Source organism: Enterobacter cloacae complex sp. SYL001 (assembly GCF_049237025.1).
Lineage (GTDB): Bacteria > Pseudomonadota > Gammaproteobacteria > Enterobacterales > Enterobacteriaceae > Enterobacter > Enterobacter intestinihominis.
In genome coordinates, this window is the sequence record NZ_JBMKJI010000002.1 from 175,272 (window position 1) to 194,403 (window position 19,132).

Here is a 19,132-nt window from a genome sequence, read left to right on the forward strand (position 1 = left end):
GTAATAATGGCTATCGACGAAAACAAACAGAAAGCGTTGGCGGCAGCACTGGGCCAGATCGAAAAGCAATTCGGTAAAGGCTCCATCATGCGCCTGGGTGAAGACCGTTCCATGGACGTGGAAACTATCTCCACTGGTTCGCTTTCTCTTGATATCGCACTGGGCGCTGGCGGTTTGCCGATGGGCCGTATCGTAGAAATCTACGGTCCGGAATCCTCGGGTAAAACCACCCTGACGTTGCAGGTTGTTGCGGCGGCACAGCGCGAAGGTAAAACCTGTGCGTTTATCGATGCCGAGCACGCGCTGGACCCGGTCTATGCCCGTAAACTGGGCGTTGATATCGACAACCTGCTGTGCTCACAGCCGGACACCGGCGAGCAGGCCCTGGAAATTTGTGACGCGCTGGCGCGCTCAGGTGCGGTTGACGTGATCATCGTCGACTCCGTTGCGGCGCTGACGCCAAAAGCAGAAATTGAAGGTGAAATCGGTGACTCTCACATGGGCCTCGCGGCACGTATGATGAGCCAGGCGATGCGTAAGCTGGCGGGTAACCTGAAGCAGTCCAATACGCTGCTGATCTTCATCAACCAGATCCGTATGAAAATTGGTGTAATGTTCGGTAACCCGGAAACCACCACCGGCGGTAACGCTCTGAAATTCTACGCTTCTGTCCGTCTGGATATCCGCCGTATCGGCGCGGTGAAAGAAGGGGATAACGTCGTCGGTAGCGAAACCCGCGTGAAGGTTGTGAAGAACAAAATCGCAGCACCGTTCAAACAGGCTGAATTCCAGATCCTCTACGGCGAAGGTATCAACTTCCTCGGCGAGCTGGTTGACCTGGGCGTGAAAGAGAAGCTGATTGAAAAAGCGGGCGCATGGTACAGCTACAACGGTGACAAGATTGGTCAGGGTAAAGCGAATGCTATCTCCTGGCTGAAAGAGAACCCGGCGGCGGCGAAAGAGATTGAGAAGAAGGTGCGTGAACTCCTGCTGAGCAACCAGGACTCTAAACCTGATTTCGTGGTCGACGGCGCGGATGCTGAAGAAACCAACGAAGATTTTTAATCCTCTCGGATAAAAATGAAGGGCTGCTGATGCGGCCCTTTTTGCATTTCTGAATCGACAGGTTTTTTATGAGTGAACCGACATCACGCCGACCAGCCTACTCACGCTTGCTGGATCGGGCCGTGCGTATTCTTGCCGTGCGTGACCATAGCGAACAGGAGCTGCGGCGGAAACTGTCAGCGCCCGTCATGAGCAAAAACGGTCCGGAAGACATTGATGCCACCGCGGAAGATTATGACCGTGTGGTTGCCTGGTGCTACGAGCATCACTATCTGGATGACGGCCGTTTTGCCGCTCGCTTTCTTGCCAGCCGTGGTCGTAAAGGCTATGGGCCAGCGCGTATCCGCCAGGAGCTGAACCAGAAAGGTGTAGCCCGTGAATCGATTGAAAAAGCCATGCGCGAAAGTGAAATCGACTGGTGCGAACTGGCGCGTGAGCAGGCGGTACGAAAGTACGGTGAGCCGCTGCCGCGTGAATTTTCAGAAAAAGTTAAAATCCAGCGCTTTTTGCTCTACCGCGGCTTCCTGATGGAAGATATTCAGGATATCTGGCGTAATTTTACCGATTGAACGCATGCGGGATTTTACTTCCCACTAAAGAAAACTTATCTTATTCCCACTTTTTCCAGTAGCTGGTCCGTCCAACTGTTTACAGATACAGATCTGCTGCGACATTTCGTTAGCTTGATTTCAGGATAATTATGAGCAAGAGCACCGCTGAGATCCGTCAGGCGTTTCTCGATTTTTTCCATAGTAAGGGACACCAGGTTGTTGCCAGCAGCTCCCTGGTACCGAACAATGACCCGACTCTGCTGTTTACCAACGCCGGGATGAACCAGTTCAAGGATGTGTTCCTTGGTCTCGACAAGCGTAATTATTCCCGCGCCACAACCTCACAGCGTTGCGTGCGTGCGGGCGGTAAACACAACGATCTGGAAAACGTCGGTTACACCGCGCGCCACCACACTTTCTTCGAAATGCTGGGTAACTTCAGCTTCGGCGACTACTTCAAACACGACGCCATTCAATATGCGTGGGAACTGCTGACCGGTGAAAACTGGTTTAATCTGCCGAAAGAGCGTCTGTGGGTGACCGTGTATGAGACCGATGACGAAGCGTTCGACATCTGGGAAAAAGAAGTGGGTATCCCTCGCGAACGTATCATCCGTATCGGTGACAACAAAGGCGCGCCTTACGCGTCTGATAACTTCTGGCAGATGGGCGACACTGGCCCTTGCGGTCCGTGCACCGAGATCTTCTACGATCATGGCGACCACATCTGGGGCGGCCCTCCGGGAAGCGCGGAAGAAGATGGCGATCGCTACATTGAGATCTGGAACATCGTCTTCATGCAGTTCAACCGTCAGGCCGACGGCACCATGGAGCCGCTGCCAAAACCGTCCGTAGATACCGGTATGGGTCTTGAGCGTATCGCGGCCGTTCTGCAACACGTTAACTCCAACTATGAGATTGACCTGTTCAGCACCCTGATCAAAGCCGTTGCCGAAGTGACGGGCGCAACCGATCTGAACAACAAATCACTGCGCGTTATCGCAGACCATATTCGTTCCTGTGCGTTCCTGATTGCTGACGGCGTTATCCCGTCGAATGAAAACCGTGGCTATGTGCTGCGTCGTATCATTCGTCGTGCGATCCGTCATGGCAACATGCTGGGCGCGAAGGACACCTTCTTCTATAAACTCGTTGGGCCACTGATTGGCGTGATGGGCTCTGCCGGTGACGAGCTGAAACGCCAGCAGGCGCAGGTTGAACAGGTTCTGAAAACCGAAGAAGAGCAGTTTGCCCGTACGCTGGAGCGCGGACTGGCGCTGCTGGACGACGAGCTGGCGAAACTCAAGGGCGACACGCTGGATGGCGAAACCGCTTTCCGCCTGTACGACACCTACGGCTTCCCGGTTGACCTGACGGCGGACGTTTGCCGCGAGCGCAACATCAAAGTTGACGAAGCAGGCTTTGAAGCCGCAATGGAAGAGCAGCGTCGTCGTGCGCGTGAATCCAGCGGTTTTGGCGCGGACTACAACGCGATGATTCGCGTTGATAGCGCGTCTGAATTTAAAGGCTACGAAGAGCTGGCTCTGACCAGCAACGTGACCGCGCTGTTTGTTGACGGTAAAGCCGTAGACAGCATTAGCGCAGGTCAGGACGCGGTTGTTATTCTGGATAAAACACCGTTCTATGCGGAATCCGGCGGCCAGGTTGGCGATAAAGGCGAACTGAAAGGCAATGGCTTCAGCTTCAGCGTAAGCGATACCCAGAAATACGGTCAGGCAATTGGTCACCAGGGCAAACTGGTTTCCGGTTCTCTGAAAGTGGGCGAGGGCGTTCAGGCCAACGTTGACGAAGCTCGCCGCGCGCGCATCCGTCTGAACCACTCGGCAACCCACCTGATGCACGCAGCCCTGCGCGAAGTGCTGGGTACGCACGTTGCACAGAAAGGTTCTCTGGTTAACGACAAAGTGCTGCGTTTCGACTTCTCGCATTTTGAAGCGATGAAGCCGTCTGAAATTCGTGCGGTGGAAGACCTGGTGAATGCCCAGATCCGCCGTAACCTGCCAATCGAAACTCACATCATGGATCTTGAGGCAGCGAAGAAGAAAGGTGCGATGGCGCTGTTTGGCGAGAAATATGACGACCGCGTTCGCGTGCTGAGCATGGGCGACTTCTCTACCGAACTGTGTGGCGGTACTCACGCATCCCGCACCGGTGACATCGGCTTGTTCCGCATCGTTTCCGAGTCGGGTACGGCGGCAGGCGTGCGTCGTATTGAGGCGGTGACCGGGGAAGGTGCAATTGCCAGCCTGCATGCGCAGAGCGACCAGCTGCACGAGATCGCGCAGCTGCTGAAAGGCGATAGCCAGAACCTGGGCGAGAAAGTGCGTGTCGCGCTGGATCGTACCCGTCAGCTGGAAAAAGAACTCCAGCAGCTGAAAGAACAGGCTGCGGCGCAGGAGAGCGCAAACCTCTCCAGCAAAGCGGTAGACATTAAGGGCGTCAAACTGCTGGTCAGTGACCTGGCGGGCGTTGAGCCTAAGATGCTGCGTACCATGGTCGACGATCTGAAGAACCAGCTTGGTTCGACGGTTATCGTGCTGGCAACGGTCGCAGAGGGTAAGGTTTCTCTGATTGCGGGCGTCTCTAAGGATGTGACGGATCGTGTCAAAGCAGGGGAACTGATTGGCATGGTCGCCCAGCAGGTGGGTGGCAAAGGTGGCGGTCGTCCGGACATGGCGCAAGCCGGTGGTACGGATGCGGCGGCACTTCCCGCGGCATTAGCCAGCGTTGAAAGCTGGGTAAGCGCGAAACTGTAATAACTACAAAGCACAAGCAGACGCCATAGCGGTAACGTTATGGCGTCTTGCTCACTGCGCTATCGATAACGATAAAGTCAGGTTGAGTTTGTGTATATCGGCTAAACTTACGTTTAACAGAATGTGATGCCGTGACTGCTTACACTTTACGTGTTTGTCATCGCTTACTTTTTGGCGTTATATGATGGATAATGCCGGGATACAAGAGACCCGACTCTTTTAATCTTTCAAGGAGCAAAGAATGCTGATTCTGACTCGTCGAGTTGGTGAGACCCTCATGATTGGGGATGAGGTCACCGTGACAGTTTTAGGGGTAAAGGGTAACCAGGTACGTATTGGTGTTAACGCTCCTAAAGAAGTATCTGTCCACCGTGAAGAGATCTACCAGCGTATCCAGGCTGAAAAATCCCAGCAGTCCAGTTACTGATATTGTCGCGTCTCGCTGTCGGGCGAGACGCAACCCTCCCGCTATTTTTCCTGCATAAAGTTACCGTTCTATTTCAAACGCTTCGTTTTTGACCACTCTCATAATCTTATCTCATCCAAATGACGCGCTTCTCTCAACACAATTCTGTGAAGATGCCTGCAAAATCCGCTTATAAAACACTCTCTTTGCGGCTTTTACATGCGAATTGCGTGCGAATTGTGCAAACGAAAAAAGCATGTGGAAAATTGTTTGACTTATAAGTCCCAGAAAGTAATATATGCGCCACGCAGCGACGAGAAGCTCTTAACGAGTTGCTCAAAGCACTCGAAAGAGGCGTTGTGTGGTGAGGTGGCCGAGAGGCTGAAGGCGCTCCCCTGCTAAGGGAGTATGCGGTCAAAAGCTGCATCCGGGGTTCGAATCCCCGCCTCACCGCCATTTTGCATCCGTAGCTCAGCTGGATAGAGTACTCGGCTACGAACCGAGCGGTCGGAGGTTCGAATCCTCCCGGATGCACCATCTATTACTTCATATTGCTTTCGAAGTGATATGAATATCGAGCAGTACAGTAGTAAATCCCGATGCATCCGTAGCTCAGCTGGATAGAGTACTCGGCTACGAACCGAGCGGTCGGAGGTTCGAATCCTCCCGGATGCACCATTTTTTACTTCATATTGCTTTTGAAGTGATATGAGTATCGAGAAGTACAGCAGTAAATCCCGATGCATCCGTAGCTCAGCTGGATAGAGTACTCGGCTACGAACCGAGCGGTCGGAGGTTCGAATCCTCCCGGATGCACCATCTCTTCTTGTGATCCCCTTCGATGTTTAGTTCTTAATCACTCTCATTGTTATCACTTCGCAATCAGCGACAAAAATCCCCTTTTACGATAAAGTAATGCTTTGTTAATCGTTTAGCGAGAGCACGATGTACGCACAGTATGACGGTTTGATCTTCGACATGGACGGCACCCTCCTGGATACCGAACCCACGCATCGTCAGGCCTGGACCGAAGTCCTGGGCCGTTACGGTATGCGCTTCGATTTACAGGCGATGATTGCCCTCAACGGATCGCCCACCTGGCGTATCGCACAGGCCGTGATTGAGCTGAATCAGGCCGATCTCGACCCGCACCAGCTCGCGCATGAAAAAACCGACGCGGTAAAAGCCATACTGTTAGACACCGTGCAGCCTTTACCACTCATTGACGTCGTCAAGGAGTGGCACGGGCGTCGTCCTATGTCTGTCGGTACGGGCAGCGAGAGCGCGATTGCTGAAGCGCTACTCAAACACCTTGGCCTGCGCCACTATTTTTCTGCCGTCGTTGCCGCCGATCATGTTAAACATCACAAACCCGCACCGGATACCTTCCTGCGCTGTGCAGAATTAATGGGTGTACCACCTGCAAAATGCGTGGTGTTTGAAGATGCTGATTTTGGCATTCAGGCCGCGCGTGATGCCGGAATGGCGGCGGTGGACGTTCGCTTACTGTGAGTGACGCGCTGTCACTCGCTTCATTATTCGCCAGCAGTTTTTTAAGCTCCACCCTCTTACCGGGGAATTCGGAAGTGGTGCTGGTGGCGATGCTGTTGTCCGGCGTGAGTCAGCCCTGGTTGCTGGTCTTAATAGCAACAATGGGTAATAGCCTTGGAGGGCTGACTAACGTTATTCTTGGACGTTTCTTTCCGCTACGCGAAAAATCTCGCTGGCAGGAAAAGGCAGTGGGCTGGCTAAAACGCTATGGCGCTGCCACGCTGTTATTAAGCTGGATGCCTGTAATAGGCGATTTACTGTGTCTGCTGGCGGGATGGATGCGCATCTCCTGGGGACCAGTGCTCTTTTTTTTGTGCCTTGGCAAGGCGTTACGCTATGTTTTACTGGCATGGGTAACACTACAGGGTATGACGTGGTGGCACTAATTGGTGGAATGAATTCGCGACCTTCAATCGTCAACCATTACAATTATGCTGAGTGACAATTTTTTGACAGGCGGGAGGTCAAATTGATCCCGGACGTATCACAGGCGCTGGCCTGGCTGGAAAATCACCCTCAGGCACTGAAGGGGATTCAGCGTGGGCTTGAGCGCGAAACGCTGCGCGTAAATGCGGATGGTAGCTTAGCGACTACGGGACACCCGAAGGCGTTAGGCTCGGCGCTGACACATAAATGGATCACAACCGATTTCGCCGAAGCGCTGCTGGAGTTCATTACGCCAGTAGACGGTGATATTGATCATATGCTGACGATCATGCGCGACGTGCATCGCTTCACCGCCCGCAACCTCGGCGACGAGCGTATGTGGCCGCTCAGCATGCCGTGCTATATCGAGCAGGGGCAGGATATCGAGCTGGCTCAGTACGGCACCTCGAATATTGGACGGCTGAAAACGCTGTATCGCGAAGGACTGAAAAACCGCTACGGCGCACTGATGCAGACGATCTCTGGCGTGCACTACAATTTCTCTCTGCCGATGGCGTTCTGGCAGGCGAAGTGCGGTGAAACGGATAAAGAAGCGATCTCCGCGGGCTACTTCCGCCTGATCCGCAACTACTACCGTTTTGGCTGGGTTATTCCGTATCTGTTCGGCGCGTCCCCGGCTATCTGTTCATCGTTCCTGCAAGGGAAACCGACCACGCTGCCGTTCGAGAAAACCGAGTGTGGCATGTACTATCTGCCGTACGCGACCTCGCTGCGCCTGAGCGACCTTGGCTATACCAATAAGTCGCAAAGCAATCTCGGAATTACGTTTAACGATCTGCACGAATATGTGGCAGGCTTGAAGCGGGCGATAAAAACCCCGTCGGAAGAGTACGAAAAAATCGGCCTCGAAAAAGACGGCAAGCGCCTGCAAATTAACACCAACGTATTGCAGATTGAAAATGAACTGTATGCGCCGATTCGTCCGAAGCGCGTGACGCGCAGCGGTGAAACGCCGTCTGATGCGCTACAGCGCGGCGGGATCGAATACATTGAAGTGCGCTCGCTGGATATCAACCCGTTCTCACCGATTGGCGTTGACGAGCAGCAGGTTCGCTTCCTTGACCTGTTTATGGTCTGGTGCGTACTGGCGGATGCGCCGGAAATGAGTTCCGACGAACTGCTGTGTACTCGTACCAACTGGAATCGCGTGATTCTGGAAGGGCGCAAGCCGGGTCTGACGTTAGGTATTGGCTGTGAAACGGCCCAGTTCCCACTGTCTAAGGTAGGGAAGGATCTGTTCCATGACCTGAAGCGCGTAGCCCAGACGCTGGATAGCGTGTACGGCGGCGAAGCTTACCAGAAGGTCTGCGACGAACTGGTTGAAAGCTTCGATAACCCGGAACTGACATTCTCAGCACGTATTCTGCGTTCTATGATTGAACAGGGAATTGGTGGCACAGGGCGTTCACTCTCAGCGGAGTACCGTGAGATGCTGATGCAGGAGCCGTTAGAGATCCTGAGCGAAGCGGATTTTGTGGCAGAGCGCGATGCGTCCGTTGTGCGTCAGAAAGAGGTCGAAGCGGCGGATACGGAGTCGTTTGAGGCGTTTCTGGCGAAGCAGGCCTGAACCAAAAGAAAAAGGCCACATCGCTGTGGCCAAAATATACATCTCTGAATTCAGGGATGATGATAACAAATGCGCGTCTTTCATATACTCAGACGCGCATTCTGTAGAAGAGTTCAGTTTATTTTAAAAAAAAATCACTATCGGAGGTGACGTATGCCGTTATTAGATAGCTTTACTGTCGACCATACCCGTATGGAAGCACCAGCAGTCCGCGTGGCGAAGACCATGAACACGCCGCACGGCGACACGATCACCGTTTTCGACCTGCGCTTCTGCGTGCCGAATAAAGAAGTGATGCCAGAGAAAGGCATTCACACGCTGGAACACCTTTTCGCCGGATTCATGCGCGACCACCTGAACGGCAACGGCGTGGAGATCATCGATATCTCTCCGATGGGCTGCCGCACCGGTTTCTACATGAGCCTGATTGGTCAGCCTGAAGAGAAACGCGTCGCGGATGCGTGGAAAGCGGCCATGGAAGACGTGCTGAAGGTGAAAGAGCAGAACCAGATCCCAGAGCTGAACGTTTACCAGTGTGGCACTTACCAGATGCACTCTCTGGAAGAAGCTCAGGAGATTGCCCGCCATATCATCGAACGTGATGTTCGTGTAAACAGCAACGACGAGCTGGCCCTGCCAAAAGAAAAACTTCAGGAACTGCACATTTAGTATTGTGCCTGTGGATGCCCGGTGGCGCTTCGCTGACCGGGCCTACAATACTGATGACGACAACCACGGCCAGCTCCGCGTTGGCGACGCCGGTATCGCGATCGTTTTGCGGATGCACGCTGATACAGACGTCGCTGCGGCGGCTGAAGTGGTGGCAGAAATATTCGATCTGGTCGAGATAGACGTTCGGCGTGCTCACTTCGACGTAAGTCTGTCGAGAGCCAGCGCGTGGCGCGGGTGTGTTCAGCATGGTACGCTCCTGTTGTCATTTCACTCTCGTGAATCAATTTCAGGCGCGCTGCTTTATCGGAACTGACAATCGCTGTCGCGTTTTGGACACGGTGCGGTGTTTTGCCGGATGGCGGCTACGCCTTATCCGGCCTACGTTCGTAGGCCCGGTAAGCGTAGCGCCACCGGGCAACCCGTGCACAGGGCTAGTGCGCTCCACCGCCCCCGCTACCGGCACCAAACGGTGGTTTGGCAAACCACACCAGCCCCAGCAGGACGATGAAGATCCCCGCCGATATCCAGAAAATCTCGTTTGCCGAGATAATCAGCCCCTGGTTGGTGATCTGCTGGGCAAGCCAGCCGGACGCCTGCTGCTCCGTCATCCCCATCCCCTCAAGCTGGCTATACATCTGCTGAGCGTTAGGGTTGAACGGGTTCACCGCTTCGGTCAACTGGGCGTGGTGCATCGCTTCCCGGTTGGTCCACAGCGTGGTGGTGATCGATGTCCCGATGGAGCCCGCCAGCGTACGGGTGAAGTTCGACAGGCTCGATGCCGCCGCCATCCGCTCAGGCGGCAAGCCCGAAAGCGTAATGGTGGTCAGTGGCATAAAGAAGCACGCCACAGCAAAGCCCTGAATAAACTGCGGCCACGCGGAGGCGCCAAAGTCCATTCCCGGTTCAAACGTATACGCGCGCCAGTAGAAGCAAACGGCGTACATGATGAAGCTGAACGTCACCAGCCTGCGCATGTCGAGCTTATGGGCGAAACGGCCAATAATCGGCGACAGCAGAACCGGAATTAACCCCACCGGCGCGGAGGCCAGCCCCGCCCAGGTTGCGGTATAGCCGTACACCTCCTGCAACAGCTGCGGCAGCAGAACAATCGCGCCGAAGTAGAGCATATAGGCGAGGCTGATACAGAGGCAGCCGATGGTGAAGTTTCGCGATTTAAACAGCGAGAGGTCGACTATCGGATTTTCGTCCGTCAGCTCCCAGACAATCAGGAAGCTAATGGCAACCACGGCGACCACCGTCAGCACGATGATTTCCGTAGAGGCGAACCAGTCCAGCTCTTTGCCGCGGTCGAGCATGATTTGCAGGCTGCCGATGCCGACAACCAGCAGTGCCAGCCCGATGCCGTCGATCCGCCGCTGTTCGGTCCGCGTTTCGCGACCACGCAGAGACTGTAGCGTCATCAGCACCACCAGCGCACCGATGGGTACGTTGATGAAGAAGATCCAGCCCCAGTGATAGTTATCGCTGATATAGCCGCCGAGGATTGGCCCGCAAATTGGGGCGACAATCACCGTCATCGACCACAGCGCGAGCGCGATGGAGCGCTTGGCGGGCGGATAGTTGTTCAGCAGTAAACTCTGCGACAGCGGAATCAACGGCCCGGCGACAATCCCCTGGATGACGCGGAAGAAAATCAGCATCGTCAGGCTGCTGGACATGCCGCAGGCCCAGGAGGCCAGCACGAACAGGATCGTCGACCAGAGGAACAGCTTCACTTCACCGACGCGCTTCGCCAGCCAGCCGGTGATGGGAATAGAGATGGCGTTCGCCACCCCGAATGAGGTAATGACCCAGGTCCCCTGGCTCAGCGATGAGCCAAGGTTCCCGGCGATCGTAGGGATCGCCACGTTTGCGATGGTGGAGTCCAGCACCTGCATGAATGTCGCCAGCGACAGCGCAATGGTCATAATGACCAGCTGCGCCCCCTCAAGCGGTTTTTGCGGCTTTTGCTGTTGCATAACGCTCACCTTCGGCTTAACCGGCGTTTGCCTTCACGATGTCATCGATCAGCTTATTGACCGGATCGAGGCTAATTTCACGGGCGTTACTTTCATAAGCTGGCGTGCTGCGCACCTGGCTTGCGAGGATCTGACCGTCGCGGTTGGCGGTATCGACCGTCACCAGCGTGGAAAGGCCAATTCGCAGCGGATGGTCTGCCAGCTGCTTAGGATCCAGCTCGATACGTACAGGCAAGCGCTGTACCACTTTGATCCAGTTGCCGGTGGCGTTCTGTGCAGGCAGCAGGCTGAACGCGCTGCCGGTCCCCATGTCCAGACCGACCACTTTACCGGTGTACTTCACGTCATCACCGTAGATATCGCTGACCACGGTTGCGGTCTGGCCGATACGCATATGCGCCAGCTGGGTCTCTTTGAAGTTCGCGTCCACCCACAGGTTGTTCGCCGGAACGACCGCCATCAGCGGCGTGGTGGTGCTAATTTGCGCACCCGGCTGCACGGAACGACGGGAAACGTAACCGGTCATCGGGCTGACGATTTTGGTACGTTGCAGGGCAAGCCATGCGTTACGCACTTCGGTCGCCGCCTGTTTCACCGCCGGCTGGTTTTCCAGAGAGGTGCCCAGCACCATCGCCTGGTTGGCGTTGTACTGTTGGATCGCCACGTCCAGCTGCGCCTGTGCGCTCGCCACCGCATCGCGGGCGTGCTGCAACTCTTCACGGCCAATCAGATTGGCGGTGCCGAGAGGAACACGACGCTTGAGGTCGCTCTGCGCCTGGGCCAGGGCCGTTTTCTGCACGTCGATATTGGCCTGAAGCTGTTTGCTGTTGATCATCAGCTGGCGGGTCTGGCGAACGCTGGAGGCCAGCGCCGTCTGTGCTTTTTCAAACGCCTGTTGGGCGTCGGTCGGGTCAAGCGTGACCAGCACATCCCCTTTTTTCACAAAGTCGGTGTTGTCAGCCCAGACTTTCGTCACGCTGCCTGACACCTGCGCCATGATTTGAACCTGATTCCCTGCCACGTATGCATCGTCTGTCTCTTCAACATGACGCAAGACTAAAAACCAATAGATCCCATATGCCACGGCAATAATAATAAAGAGCAAGGTCAGCAGAATAAGGGCGCTCTTACGTTTGCCCTTCTTGTTGACCGGTTGCTGCGGGGGGGTGTTCTCCGCATTTGCGCTCATTGTTGTTCTCCACGATCTTTTTATTTTCACATCGGCTGAGCCGACCTGTTGTCAGAAAGGCCAGCAGTTTCACGTGCTGGCCTGTCAGTTTTTCTTTTGCAATCTGGAATGTTGAGCGGATCGTCGCGTTAGCGCAGCGCCTCAAGAATGACGCCATCTTCATCCATCTGGTCCAGACGGGTGAGCAGCTTGCGAGTAATGTGCTCAAGCTGGTCGCGCTCGGCGGTGCTGAGGGCAGACCAAAGCTGGTGCAGGCAGTTATGCTGCGGTGGCAGCACTTCGCGCAGGAATTCGTGACCTTTCTCGGTCAGTTGCAGATGCAGGCAGCGGCGATCGTTATCGCTCTCACGGCGCTCGATCCAGCCGCGCTTCTCCAGCTCATCAGCAATACGGGTTGCATTGGTACGGGATGAACCCAGCGCGCAGCTCAGTTCAGACGGCTGAATGCTGTGGTTTTCCTGAGACTCAAGCGTAATCAACGCCATAAACAACGTCTCGTTAATCCCTTGCGCTTTCAGCATCTTGTTACGATTTTCCAGCAGCTTACCCTGCATGTGCATGCACAGGCGGGTCAGCAGGATCTCCTGATACGGGAAGTCCTCATGACGACTGGCGCGGAACTTAAGCATTTGTTCAATGGGCGTAAACGAACTATCCATTTTGGGCATAACCTCATTAATTACAGCCGATATAGTAACGATAGTGACAAATAATGTAAATGAATTATTTGTGCGGTTATATCCGCCAAACGTATGTCACCATCAGAAAGCGCCGGGTAAATCCGTGACCCGGTGAGCACAGAAAGTGTGGGGTGTGTACCCGCGAAAGAGGGGATGTGAGGACAGGGGTCTGAACTATTCATGCCGGTAGTAAATATGTCACCCACAGTAAAATTTCTGGGATAAATGATTACCGTTACCTTAACAGATGCAGGCCCCCTTTACACCCCAGGGGGCCCAAAGCAATGTAAAACTTAGTGAATTGCTTCCTGGCGGTGATAGCCTCGCCACCATACCAGCAGATTTATCGCCGCCACGATGGCGCCGATTGCGCACACGCCCGTCCAGCCCGCATGCTGCCAGGCGGAGGCTGAGATTAGCGAGCCCGCCGCGCCGCCGATAAAGTAGCTGGTCATGTACCCGGCCGTCAGACGGTTACGGGCGTCTGGTTTCACGCGGTAAATCACGGTCTGGTTGGTGATATGTACGCCCTGCACGGTGAGGTCGAGTACCAGAATACCAACAATTAGCGCCAGCACTGAGAGGTGTCCGTACCAGATAGCCGCCCATGAGAGCAGGAGTAAAACCAGCCCTGCGGAGGTGGTCATATGAGATTTACCTTTGTCGGCCAGGCCACCCGCCGGGCGCGCGCCCAGTGCGCCAGCCGCGCCTGCCAGCCCGAACAGGCCAATCACGCCTTCTGAGTAGTTAAACGGCGGCGCGGCGAGCAGAAACGCCATCGACGTCCATAAGATGCTGAAGTTGGCGAAGGTGAGACACCCCAGAACGGCGCGTGTGCGCAGGAGTTTATCCCGGGTGAAGAGGCTGAAAACGGAGGCGAGGAGCTGCGGATAGTTCAGGTGATTCTCCTGCTTCACCTTTGGCAGGCCGCGCCACAGGGCCAGCGCCATGATAACCATCAACACGCTTGCCACCCAGTAAACGGTGCGCCAGCCGCCGAGGCTCGCCAGCAGCCCGGCAACGGTTCGCGCCAGCAGGATGCCCAGCAGCAGGCCGCTCATAATAGTGCCAACCACTTTGCCGCGTTTTTCCGGGGAAGCCAACGTCGCCGCGAGGGGAACCAGAATTTGTGCCACCACCGAGAACAGCCCCGTCAGCGCGGTACCGATAATCATCATCGTTAACGACTGGCTGCTGGCGGTGATCAACATCCCGCCTGCGGCCAGCAGCGTCATGGAGACGATAAGCATCCGGCGCTCAAACATATCGCCTAATGGCACCAGGAACAGCAGCCCGGCCGCATAGCCGAGCTGCGCAGCGGTGACGATAAAGCCGGCGGAGCTGGCTGAAAGATCGAAAGCACGCGCGATAGTATCAAGCAGAGGTTGCGCGTAATAGTTGCTGGCGACGGCCAGTCCCGTTGCCACGGACATTAAAAGGATGAGTGCGGGGCTAAGCCCTTGAGTTGTTTTTGTCATTTGTTTCAGGAATCGTAAGTTAAGTGATTATTTTTCCGGAAACATAATAACCAATGATTGTGAATGTTGGGGGATTGTTACGTGGTGGATTGTGCGGTTTAGGTTGGGTGCGGTTTGATCCCCTCACCCTATCCCTCTCCCCAAAGGGGAGAGGGGATTTTATACACCCTCTCCCCTTTGGGGAGAGGGCAGGGTGAGGGGTAGTATTTTTACTTCTGCGCCTCAAGCGCCTCTTTCACCCAGCCATCGAACTGCTGCTGGTGGGCTTTGATCCAGCCATCCACGTGGCCTTTGATATCAGCTTCGGATGATTTACCCGCATGCATCATCGCGTTCTGGGCGTTAATGTCTGCCAGCGGCAGTTTCATTACCGAGAACAGCTTCGCCGCCGCCGGGTTTTTCTCGGCCCAGGCTTTGTTCGCCACGATATGCATGGTATTCACCGGGAAGCCATAGTTCATGCCGTTTGGCAGTTTGGTGTCGATATCTTTCTGCTCGCCCGGCAGGGAGGAGAAGGGCACCTGCAACCACACCACGTCTTTGCCCGGCTTCAGCACGTCGCTCACCCAGTACGGCGTCCAGGTGTAGTAGATCACCGGCTTGCCTTCTTTAAAGCGGGCGATGGTGTCAGCCATCATCGCAGAGTAATTGCCGTGGCTCACGTCGACGGTCTTCGCCAGATCGAAGGCTTTGTTCTGGTGGTTAATCACCGCTTCACAGCCCCAGCCCGGCGAGCAGCCCATCATGTCGGCTTTGCCGTCACCGTTGGTATCAAAGAGTTTGGCGATCTTCGGATCTTTCAGCTGTTCAATATTGGTGATGTGATACTTATCCGCGGTTTTCTTGTCGATCAAATATCCCTGCGCAGCGCCGGTCACAAAGGTGCCTTCGCGGTAGAATTTCTTGTCACCGCCTGCGGCGGCATACATATCGTCGTGCAGCGGCTGCCAGTTCACGGCGGTAAAGGTGGCATCGCCGGAGGCAATAGAGGTATAGCCCACGTTGTAATCCACTTCACTGGCGGTATTCACCGTATAGCCCAGTTTCTCCAGCGCACGGCTGACAATCTGGGTCTGGAAGGACTCTTCCGAAATGGTGCTCTGCACCGGTTGCACGGTAATGCCTTTGCCCGGCAGGTCAGCGGCAACTGCGCTGGTGGAGACAAGGGTCGCAAACGCTGTGGCAAAAAGTACGTTATGTCGCATCGTTGTTCCTTATTTTGTGAATGGGCGGGTGAGTAACCCGACAGGGCCGGTGGTATACCAGCGACGGTTGCCGCGACTGCGTGAATCACGACCGACAGCCTGGGTCAGGCGGTCAAGAATGATGGCGAGGATCACAATCCCGACGCCGCCGACGGTCGCCAGCCCCATATCGAGACGGCCAATGCCGCGCAGTACCATCTGACCTAACCCGCCAACGGCAATCATCGAGGCGATCACCACCATCGACAGCGCCAGCATCAGCGTCTGGTTAACACCTGCCATAATGGTCGGCATCGCCAGCGGAAGCTGAACCTTAAACAGCATCTGACGCGGGCTGGCGCCAAACGAGCGTGATGCCTCTATCAGATCCGCAGGCACCTGGTTAATGCCCAGAATGGTCAGGCGAATAATCGGCGGCAGGGCAAAGATAATGGTCACGACCACCCCCGGTACGTTACCGATGCCGAACAGCATCACGATAGGCACCAGGTAAACGAACGCTGGCGTGGTCTGCATCGCATCCAGCAGCGGGCGGATAATTTTTGCGGCCCGTGGGCTGCGCGCCAGCCAGATCCCCATCGGCAGGCCGATCGCCACGCAGAACAGCAGGGCGGTCAGCACCAGCGCCAGGGTGATCATCGCCTGAGACCACGCGCCAATCGCGCCGATGGCAATCAGGGAGATGAGCGTGGCGATCCCCATACCCGCGCTGCCGAACTGCCATGCGATCAGCGAGAACAGGATAATCGCCACCGGCGCGGGCATGCCCAGCATCAGCTGCTGGAAGCCGTTCAGGATGTAATCCACCGGGATGCGGATCCCCTGGAACACCGGACGGAAGTGGGTAACGACCCAGTCGATCCCCTCCGTTACCCAGCTATCCAGCGGGATCAGCGTCTTGTGGAACGGATCCATAATATTGAAATGCTCTGGGGCAGGCGCCGGTGCGCTGTTGAGCCAGTCTGCCGCGCCGCCGCCATCGGCAGGCGCAGGCGTCGACCCCCACGCATCGGCAGATTGCGCCGCGCTGTCCGCTGCTTCAGTGGTGCCCCATGGGTTTGATTGATCAGCCATTGTTTGTCCCCTCGCGATCTAAAGCCTGTAGCAGCATCCGTTTTGAGATGATGCCAACGTACTGTTGTTCTTCACCGACAACCGGCACGGCGCACGGCGCCTGACCCACGTGAGAGAGCAACTCGCTGAGCGGCGTTTCGGCGTCCACGGCAAGCGGAGCGTCAATCAACGCCGCATCGATTCCCTGGTTTTCGCTCAGGGCGGTTTTCAGGGAGTCGATGGAGACAACGCCGACAAATTTATTGCCGCGTTCAACCAGATAACCGTATTCACGGTCTTCGTCCTGCAACAGCTTCAGCGCGGAGCGCGGACCAAAACCTGGCGTTTTTCGAATAATGCCGTTTGGTGTTCGACGGGCAATATCTTTCGCACTGAATACGTGGCTAATATCCACGCCGCGGAAGAAGGTGCGCACATAATCATTCGCCGGATTATTGAGAATTTCATCCGGTGTGCCGACCTGCACCACTTCACCATTTTGCATAATGGCGATACGGTCGCCAATACGCATGGCTTCATCCAGATCGTGAGAAATAAAAACAATGGTGCGCTGATGTTTGGCCTGTAATTTTACCAGCTCATCCTGCATCTCGGTGCGAATTAAGGGATCGAGCGCCGAGAAGGCTTCGTCCATTAATAAAATATCCGGATTAATCGCTAATGCGCGCGCTAATCCTACGCGCTGACGCATACCGCCGGAGAGCTCATCCGGATACGCATGAGCATAATTTTCCAGCCCGACCTGACGCAGTGCATCAAGGGCTTTTTCCTGACGTTCCTGAGCGGGCGTGCCGGCTAACTCCATGCCAAAGGCGGTATTATCGAGTACCGTCATGTGCGGCATCAGTGCAAATGACTGAAACACCATCGCAATTTTCTTTCTGCGCACCTCGCGGAGTTCCGCGTCTGATATTCTGGCGATATCAACGCCGTCAATCAGCACCTGTCCGCGGGTGGGTTCAATCAGGCGATTGAGAAGGCGAACCATAGTGGATTTACCCGAACCGGATAATCCCATGATGACAAAAATCTCGCCTTCTTCAATGGCCAGACTGGCGTCTTTAACGCCAAGCGATAGCCCGGTTTTTTCCAGAATTTGCTCTTTCGAAAGGCCTTTCTCAATATATTTGAAAGCACGCTGTGGGTGCTCGCCAAATACTTTATAAAGATTTTTCACTTCTAATTTAATTGCCATGCAATAGAGAGTGTCCTGTTATTTGTTTATGTCGATATGATTACCATGGTAAATAGTTAACTGGCATTACCCTAACATACTCAGAATCTGAGACAACCCTGGACCTGCCTGAGGTCGGAATTTTACCGCAAGCGAAACGGCTGAATTTCCCATGAATAAAGGGCTGAGGGCGCTTTGAATTTTTCTCAATTTTTTGCTACTGCATGGGAGAATTTCGCCTGAATCGGTGTGATTCAGGCGAATATGAAGGGGAAATTACAGTGTAGTACGTAGTGGAATATTCGGCTGGAAATAATGAAATGTAGAGTTAATTAATGAACGTTAATTCATTCATTAAAAATCCCAGTCCTCGTCTTGCGTCTCCACCGCTTTACCCATCACGTACGACGAGCCGGACCCGGAAAAGAAGTCGTGGTTTTCATCGGCGTTGGGCGACAGCGCCGCGAGGATCGCCGGGTTCACTTCCGCCATTTCCGGTGGGAATAACGCTTCGTAGCCCAGGTTCATCAGCGCCTTGTTGGCGTTGTAGCAGAGGAAGGCTTTTACGTCCTCTTCCCAGCCCGTTCCGGCGTACAGCTCCTCGGTATAGCTCAGCTCGTTGTCATACAGATCAATTAGTAAATCGAGGGCAAAACCTTTGAGTTCCTCGCGTTTTTCCGGGGTGACTTTCTCCAGTCCTTTCTGGTACTTATAGCCGATGTAATACCCGTGTACCGCTTCATCGCGGATGATGAGGCGAATCAAATCGGCGGTATTGGTGAGCTTGCCCCGGCTCGACCAGTACATGGGCAGCCAGAAGCCGGAATAGAAGAGAAAAGATTCCAGGAACACGCTGGCGATCTTCTTCTTCAGCGGCTCGTCGGCCCGGTAATATTCCAGCACCAGATCTGCCTTGCGCTGCAATGACGCGCTCTCTTCGCTCCAGGCGTAGGCCGCGTCTACGTCTCTGGTCTGGCACAGGGTGGAGAAAATCGAGCTGTAAGAGCGGGCATGGACCGCCTCCATAAAGCTGATATTCGACATTACCGCCTCTTCGTGCGGGGTCAGCGCATCACTCATCAGCGCGGGCGCACCCACGGTATTCTGAATGGTGTCCAGCAGCGTCAGGCCGGTAAAGACGCGGATTGTCAGCTGCTGCTCGGCATGGCTCAGGGTTTGCCAGGCCGGAATATCGTTGGAGAGCGGTACCTTTTCCGGCAGCCAGAAGTTGCTGGTCAGGCGGTTCCAGACCTCCAGGTCTTTATCATCCAGAATTTTGTTCCAGTTAACGGCGCTTACGCGTGACAGTTTCATCCT

16 protein-coding genes, 4 tRNA genes and 1 pseudogene are annotated in these 19,132 nt (G+C 55.0%); 12 read left to right on the top strand and 9 right to left on the bottom strand.

The genetic code is table 11. The features are described from left to right. Positions 1-6: 6 nt before the first annotated feature. From recA to luxS, 12 genes are all read left to right on the top strand, one after another. Entirely contained in the window at positions 7-1,065 is a 1,059-nt protein-coding gene (gene recA, locus ACOTZP_RS04130; RefSeq protein ID WP_022649140.1) for a recombinase RecA, read from the top strand. Between the two features lie 68 nt (positions 1,066-1,133). After that, the gene (gene recX / locus ACOTZP_RS04135; protein WP_017382782.1) at positions 1,134-1,634 is read left to right on the top strand and encodes a recombination regulator RecX; all 501 of its coding nucleotides are present in this window, start codon (positions 1,134-1,136) and stop codon (positions 1,632-1,634) included. 131 nt (positions 1,635-1,765) lie between these two features. Next, entirely contained in the window at positions 1,766-4,393 is a 2,628-nt protein-coding gene (gene alaS, locus ACOTZP_RS04140; protein ID WP_022649139.1) for an alanine--tRNA ligase, read from the top strand. A 241-nt stretch (positions 4,394-4,634) separates the two neighbouring features. Then, a complete protein-coding gene (gene csrA / locus ACOTZP_RS04145) occupies positions 4,635-4,820 on the top strand; it encodes a carbon storage regulator CsrA (protein WP_000906486.1) in 186 nt (61 codons plus the stop codon). A gap of 342 nt (positions 4,821-5,162) precedes the next feature. Next, positions 5,163-5,255, top strand: a tRNA-Ser gene (locus ACOTZP_RS04150). Positions 5,256-5,259: 4 nt separating this feature from the next. Further along, positions 5,260-5,336: transfer RNA gene (locus tag ACOTZP_RS04155), tRNA-Arg, on the top strand. 64 nt (positions 5,337-5,400) lie between these two features. Beyond that, positions 5,401-5,477, top strand: a tRNA-Arg gene (locus ACOTZP_RS04160). 64 nt (positions 5,478-5,541) lie between these two features. Beyond that, a tRNA-Arg gene (locus ACOTZP_RS04165) sits at positions 5,542-5,618 on the top strand. Between the two features lie 126 nt (positions 5,619-5,744). Then, positions 5,745-6,311: a fructose-1-phosphate/6-phosphogluconate phosphatase gene (gene yqaB, locus ACOTZP_RS04170; protein WP_058646230.1), complete on the top strand. Its 567-nt coding sequence runs from the start codon at positions 5,745-5,747 to the stop codon at positions 6,309-6,311. Beyond that, on the top strand, positions 6,308-6,736 hold the full coding sequence (locus ACOTZP_RS04175; RefSeq protein WP_017692791.1) for a YqaA family protein: 429 nt from the start codon (positions 6,308-6,310) through the stop codon (positions 6,734-6,736). Before yqaB ends, ACOTZP_RS04175 begins: the two co-directional genes overlap by 4 nt. Positions 6,737-6,819: 83 nt before the next feature. Then, on the top strand, positions 6,820-8,364 hold the full coding sequence (gshA, locus tag ACOTZP_RS04180) for a glutamate--cysteine ligase (protein WP_023306804.1): 1,545 nt from the start codon (positions 6,820-6,822) through the stop codon (positions 8,362-8,364). A 153-nt stretch (positions 8,365-8,517) separates the two neighbouring features. Beyond that, a complete protein-coding gene (gene luxS / locus ACOTZP_RS04185; protein WP_003862180.1) occupies positions 8,518-9,033 on the top strand; it encodes an S-ribosylhomocysteine lyase in 516 nt (171 codons plus the stop codon). Positions 9,034-9,094: 61 nt separating this feature from the next. On the opposite strand, the pseudogene ACOTZP_RS04190 reads toward luxS, so the two are convergent. The 9 genes and pseudogenes from ACOTZP_RS04190 to nrdF form a co-directional block, all read right to left on the bottom strand. Then, positions 9,095-9,238, bottom strand: a pseudogene (locus ACOTZP_RS04190) (hypothetical protein); the annotation flags it as partial. Positions 9,239-9,467: 229 nt separating this feature from the next. Further along, positions 9,468-11,015, bottom strand: a complete 1,548-nt coding sequence (emrB, locus tag ACOTZP_RS04195) for a multidrug efflux MFS transporter permease subunit EmrB (protein ID WP_022649134.1) — start codon at positions 11,013-11,015, stop codon at positions 9,468-9,470. Between the two features lie 16 nt (positions 11,016-11,031). After that, positions 11,032-12,204 carry a multidrug efflux MFS transporter periplasmic adaptor subunit EmrA gene (emrA, locus tag ACOTZP_RS04200; RefSeq protein ID WP_022649133.1) on the bottom strand — a complete coding sequence of 391 codons (1,173 nt, stop codon included), beginning with the start codon at positions 12,202-12,204 and terminating at the stop codon, positions 11,032-11,034. A gap of 128 nt (positions 12,205-12,332) precedes the next feature. Beyond that, the gene (gene emrR, locus ACOTZP_RS04205; protein ID WP_017694792.1) at positions 12,333-12,863 is read right to left on the bottom strand and encodes a multidrug efflux transporter EmrAB transcriptional repressor EmrR; all 531 of its coding nucleotides are present in this window, start codon (positions 12,861-12,863) and stop codon (positions 12,333-12,335) included. Positions 12,864-13,177: 314 nt separating this feature from the next. Beyond that, positions 13,178-14,362 (bottom strand): MFS transporter, encoded by a 1,185-nt coding sequence (locus ACOTZP_RS04210; protein ID WP_045308453.1) that lies wholly within the window; start codon positions 14,360-14,362, stop codon positions 13,178-13,180. A gap of 209 nt (positions 14,363-14,571) precedes the next feature. Beyond that, positions 14,572-15,567, bottom strand: coding sequence for a glycine betaine/L-proline ABC transporter substrate-binding protein ProX (gene proX, locus ACOTZP_RS04215; RefSeq protein WP_017382774.1), 996 nt, complete (start codon positions 15,565-15,567; stop codon positions 14,572-14,574). Between the two features lie 9 nt (positions 15,568-15,576). After that, complete coding sequence (gene proW, locus ACOTZP_RS04220; protein ID WP_022649132.1) at positions 15,577-16,641, bottom strand: glycine betaine/L-proline ABC transporter permease ProW; 1,065 nt, start codon at positions 16,639-16,641, stop codon at positions 15,577-15,579. Beyond that, entirely contained in the window at positions 16,634-17,836 is a 1,203-nt protein-coding gene (gene proV, locus ACOTZP_RS04225) for a glycine betaine/L-proline ABC transporter ATP-binding protein ProV (RefSeq protein ID WP_022649131.1), read from the bottom strand. The genes proW and proV overlap by 8 nt, the downstream gene beginning before the upstream one ends. Before the next feature lie 333 nt (positions 17,837-18,169). Beyond that, on the bottom strand, positions 18,170-19,129 hold the full coding sequence (gene nrdF, locus ACOTZP_RS04230; RefSeq protein WP_271075442.1) for a class 1b ribonucleoside-diphosphate reductase subunit beta: 960 nt from the start codon (positions 19,127-19,129) through the stop codon (positions 18,170-18,172). Between the last annotated feature and the right edge of the window lie 3 nt (positions 19,130-19,132).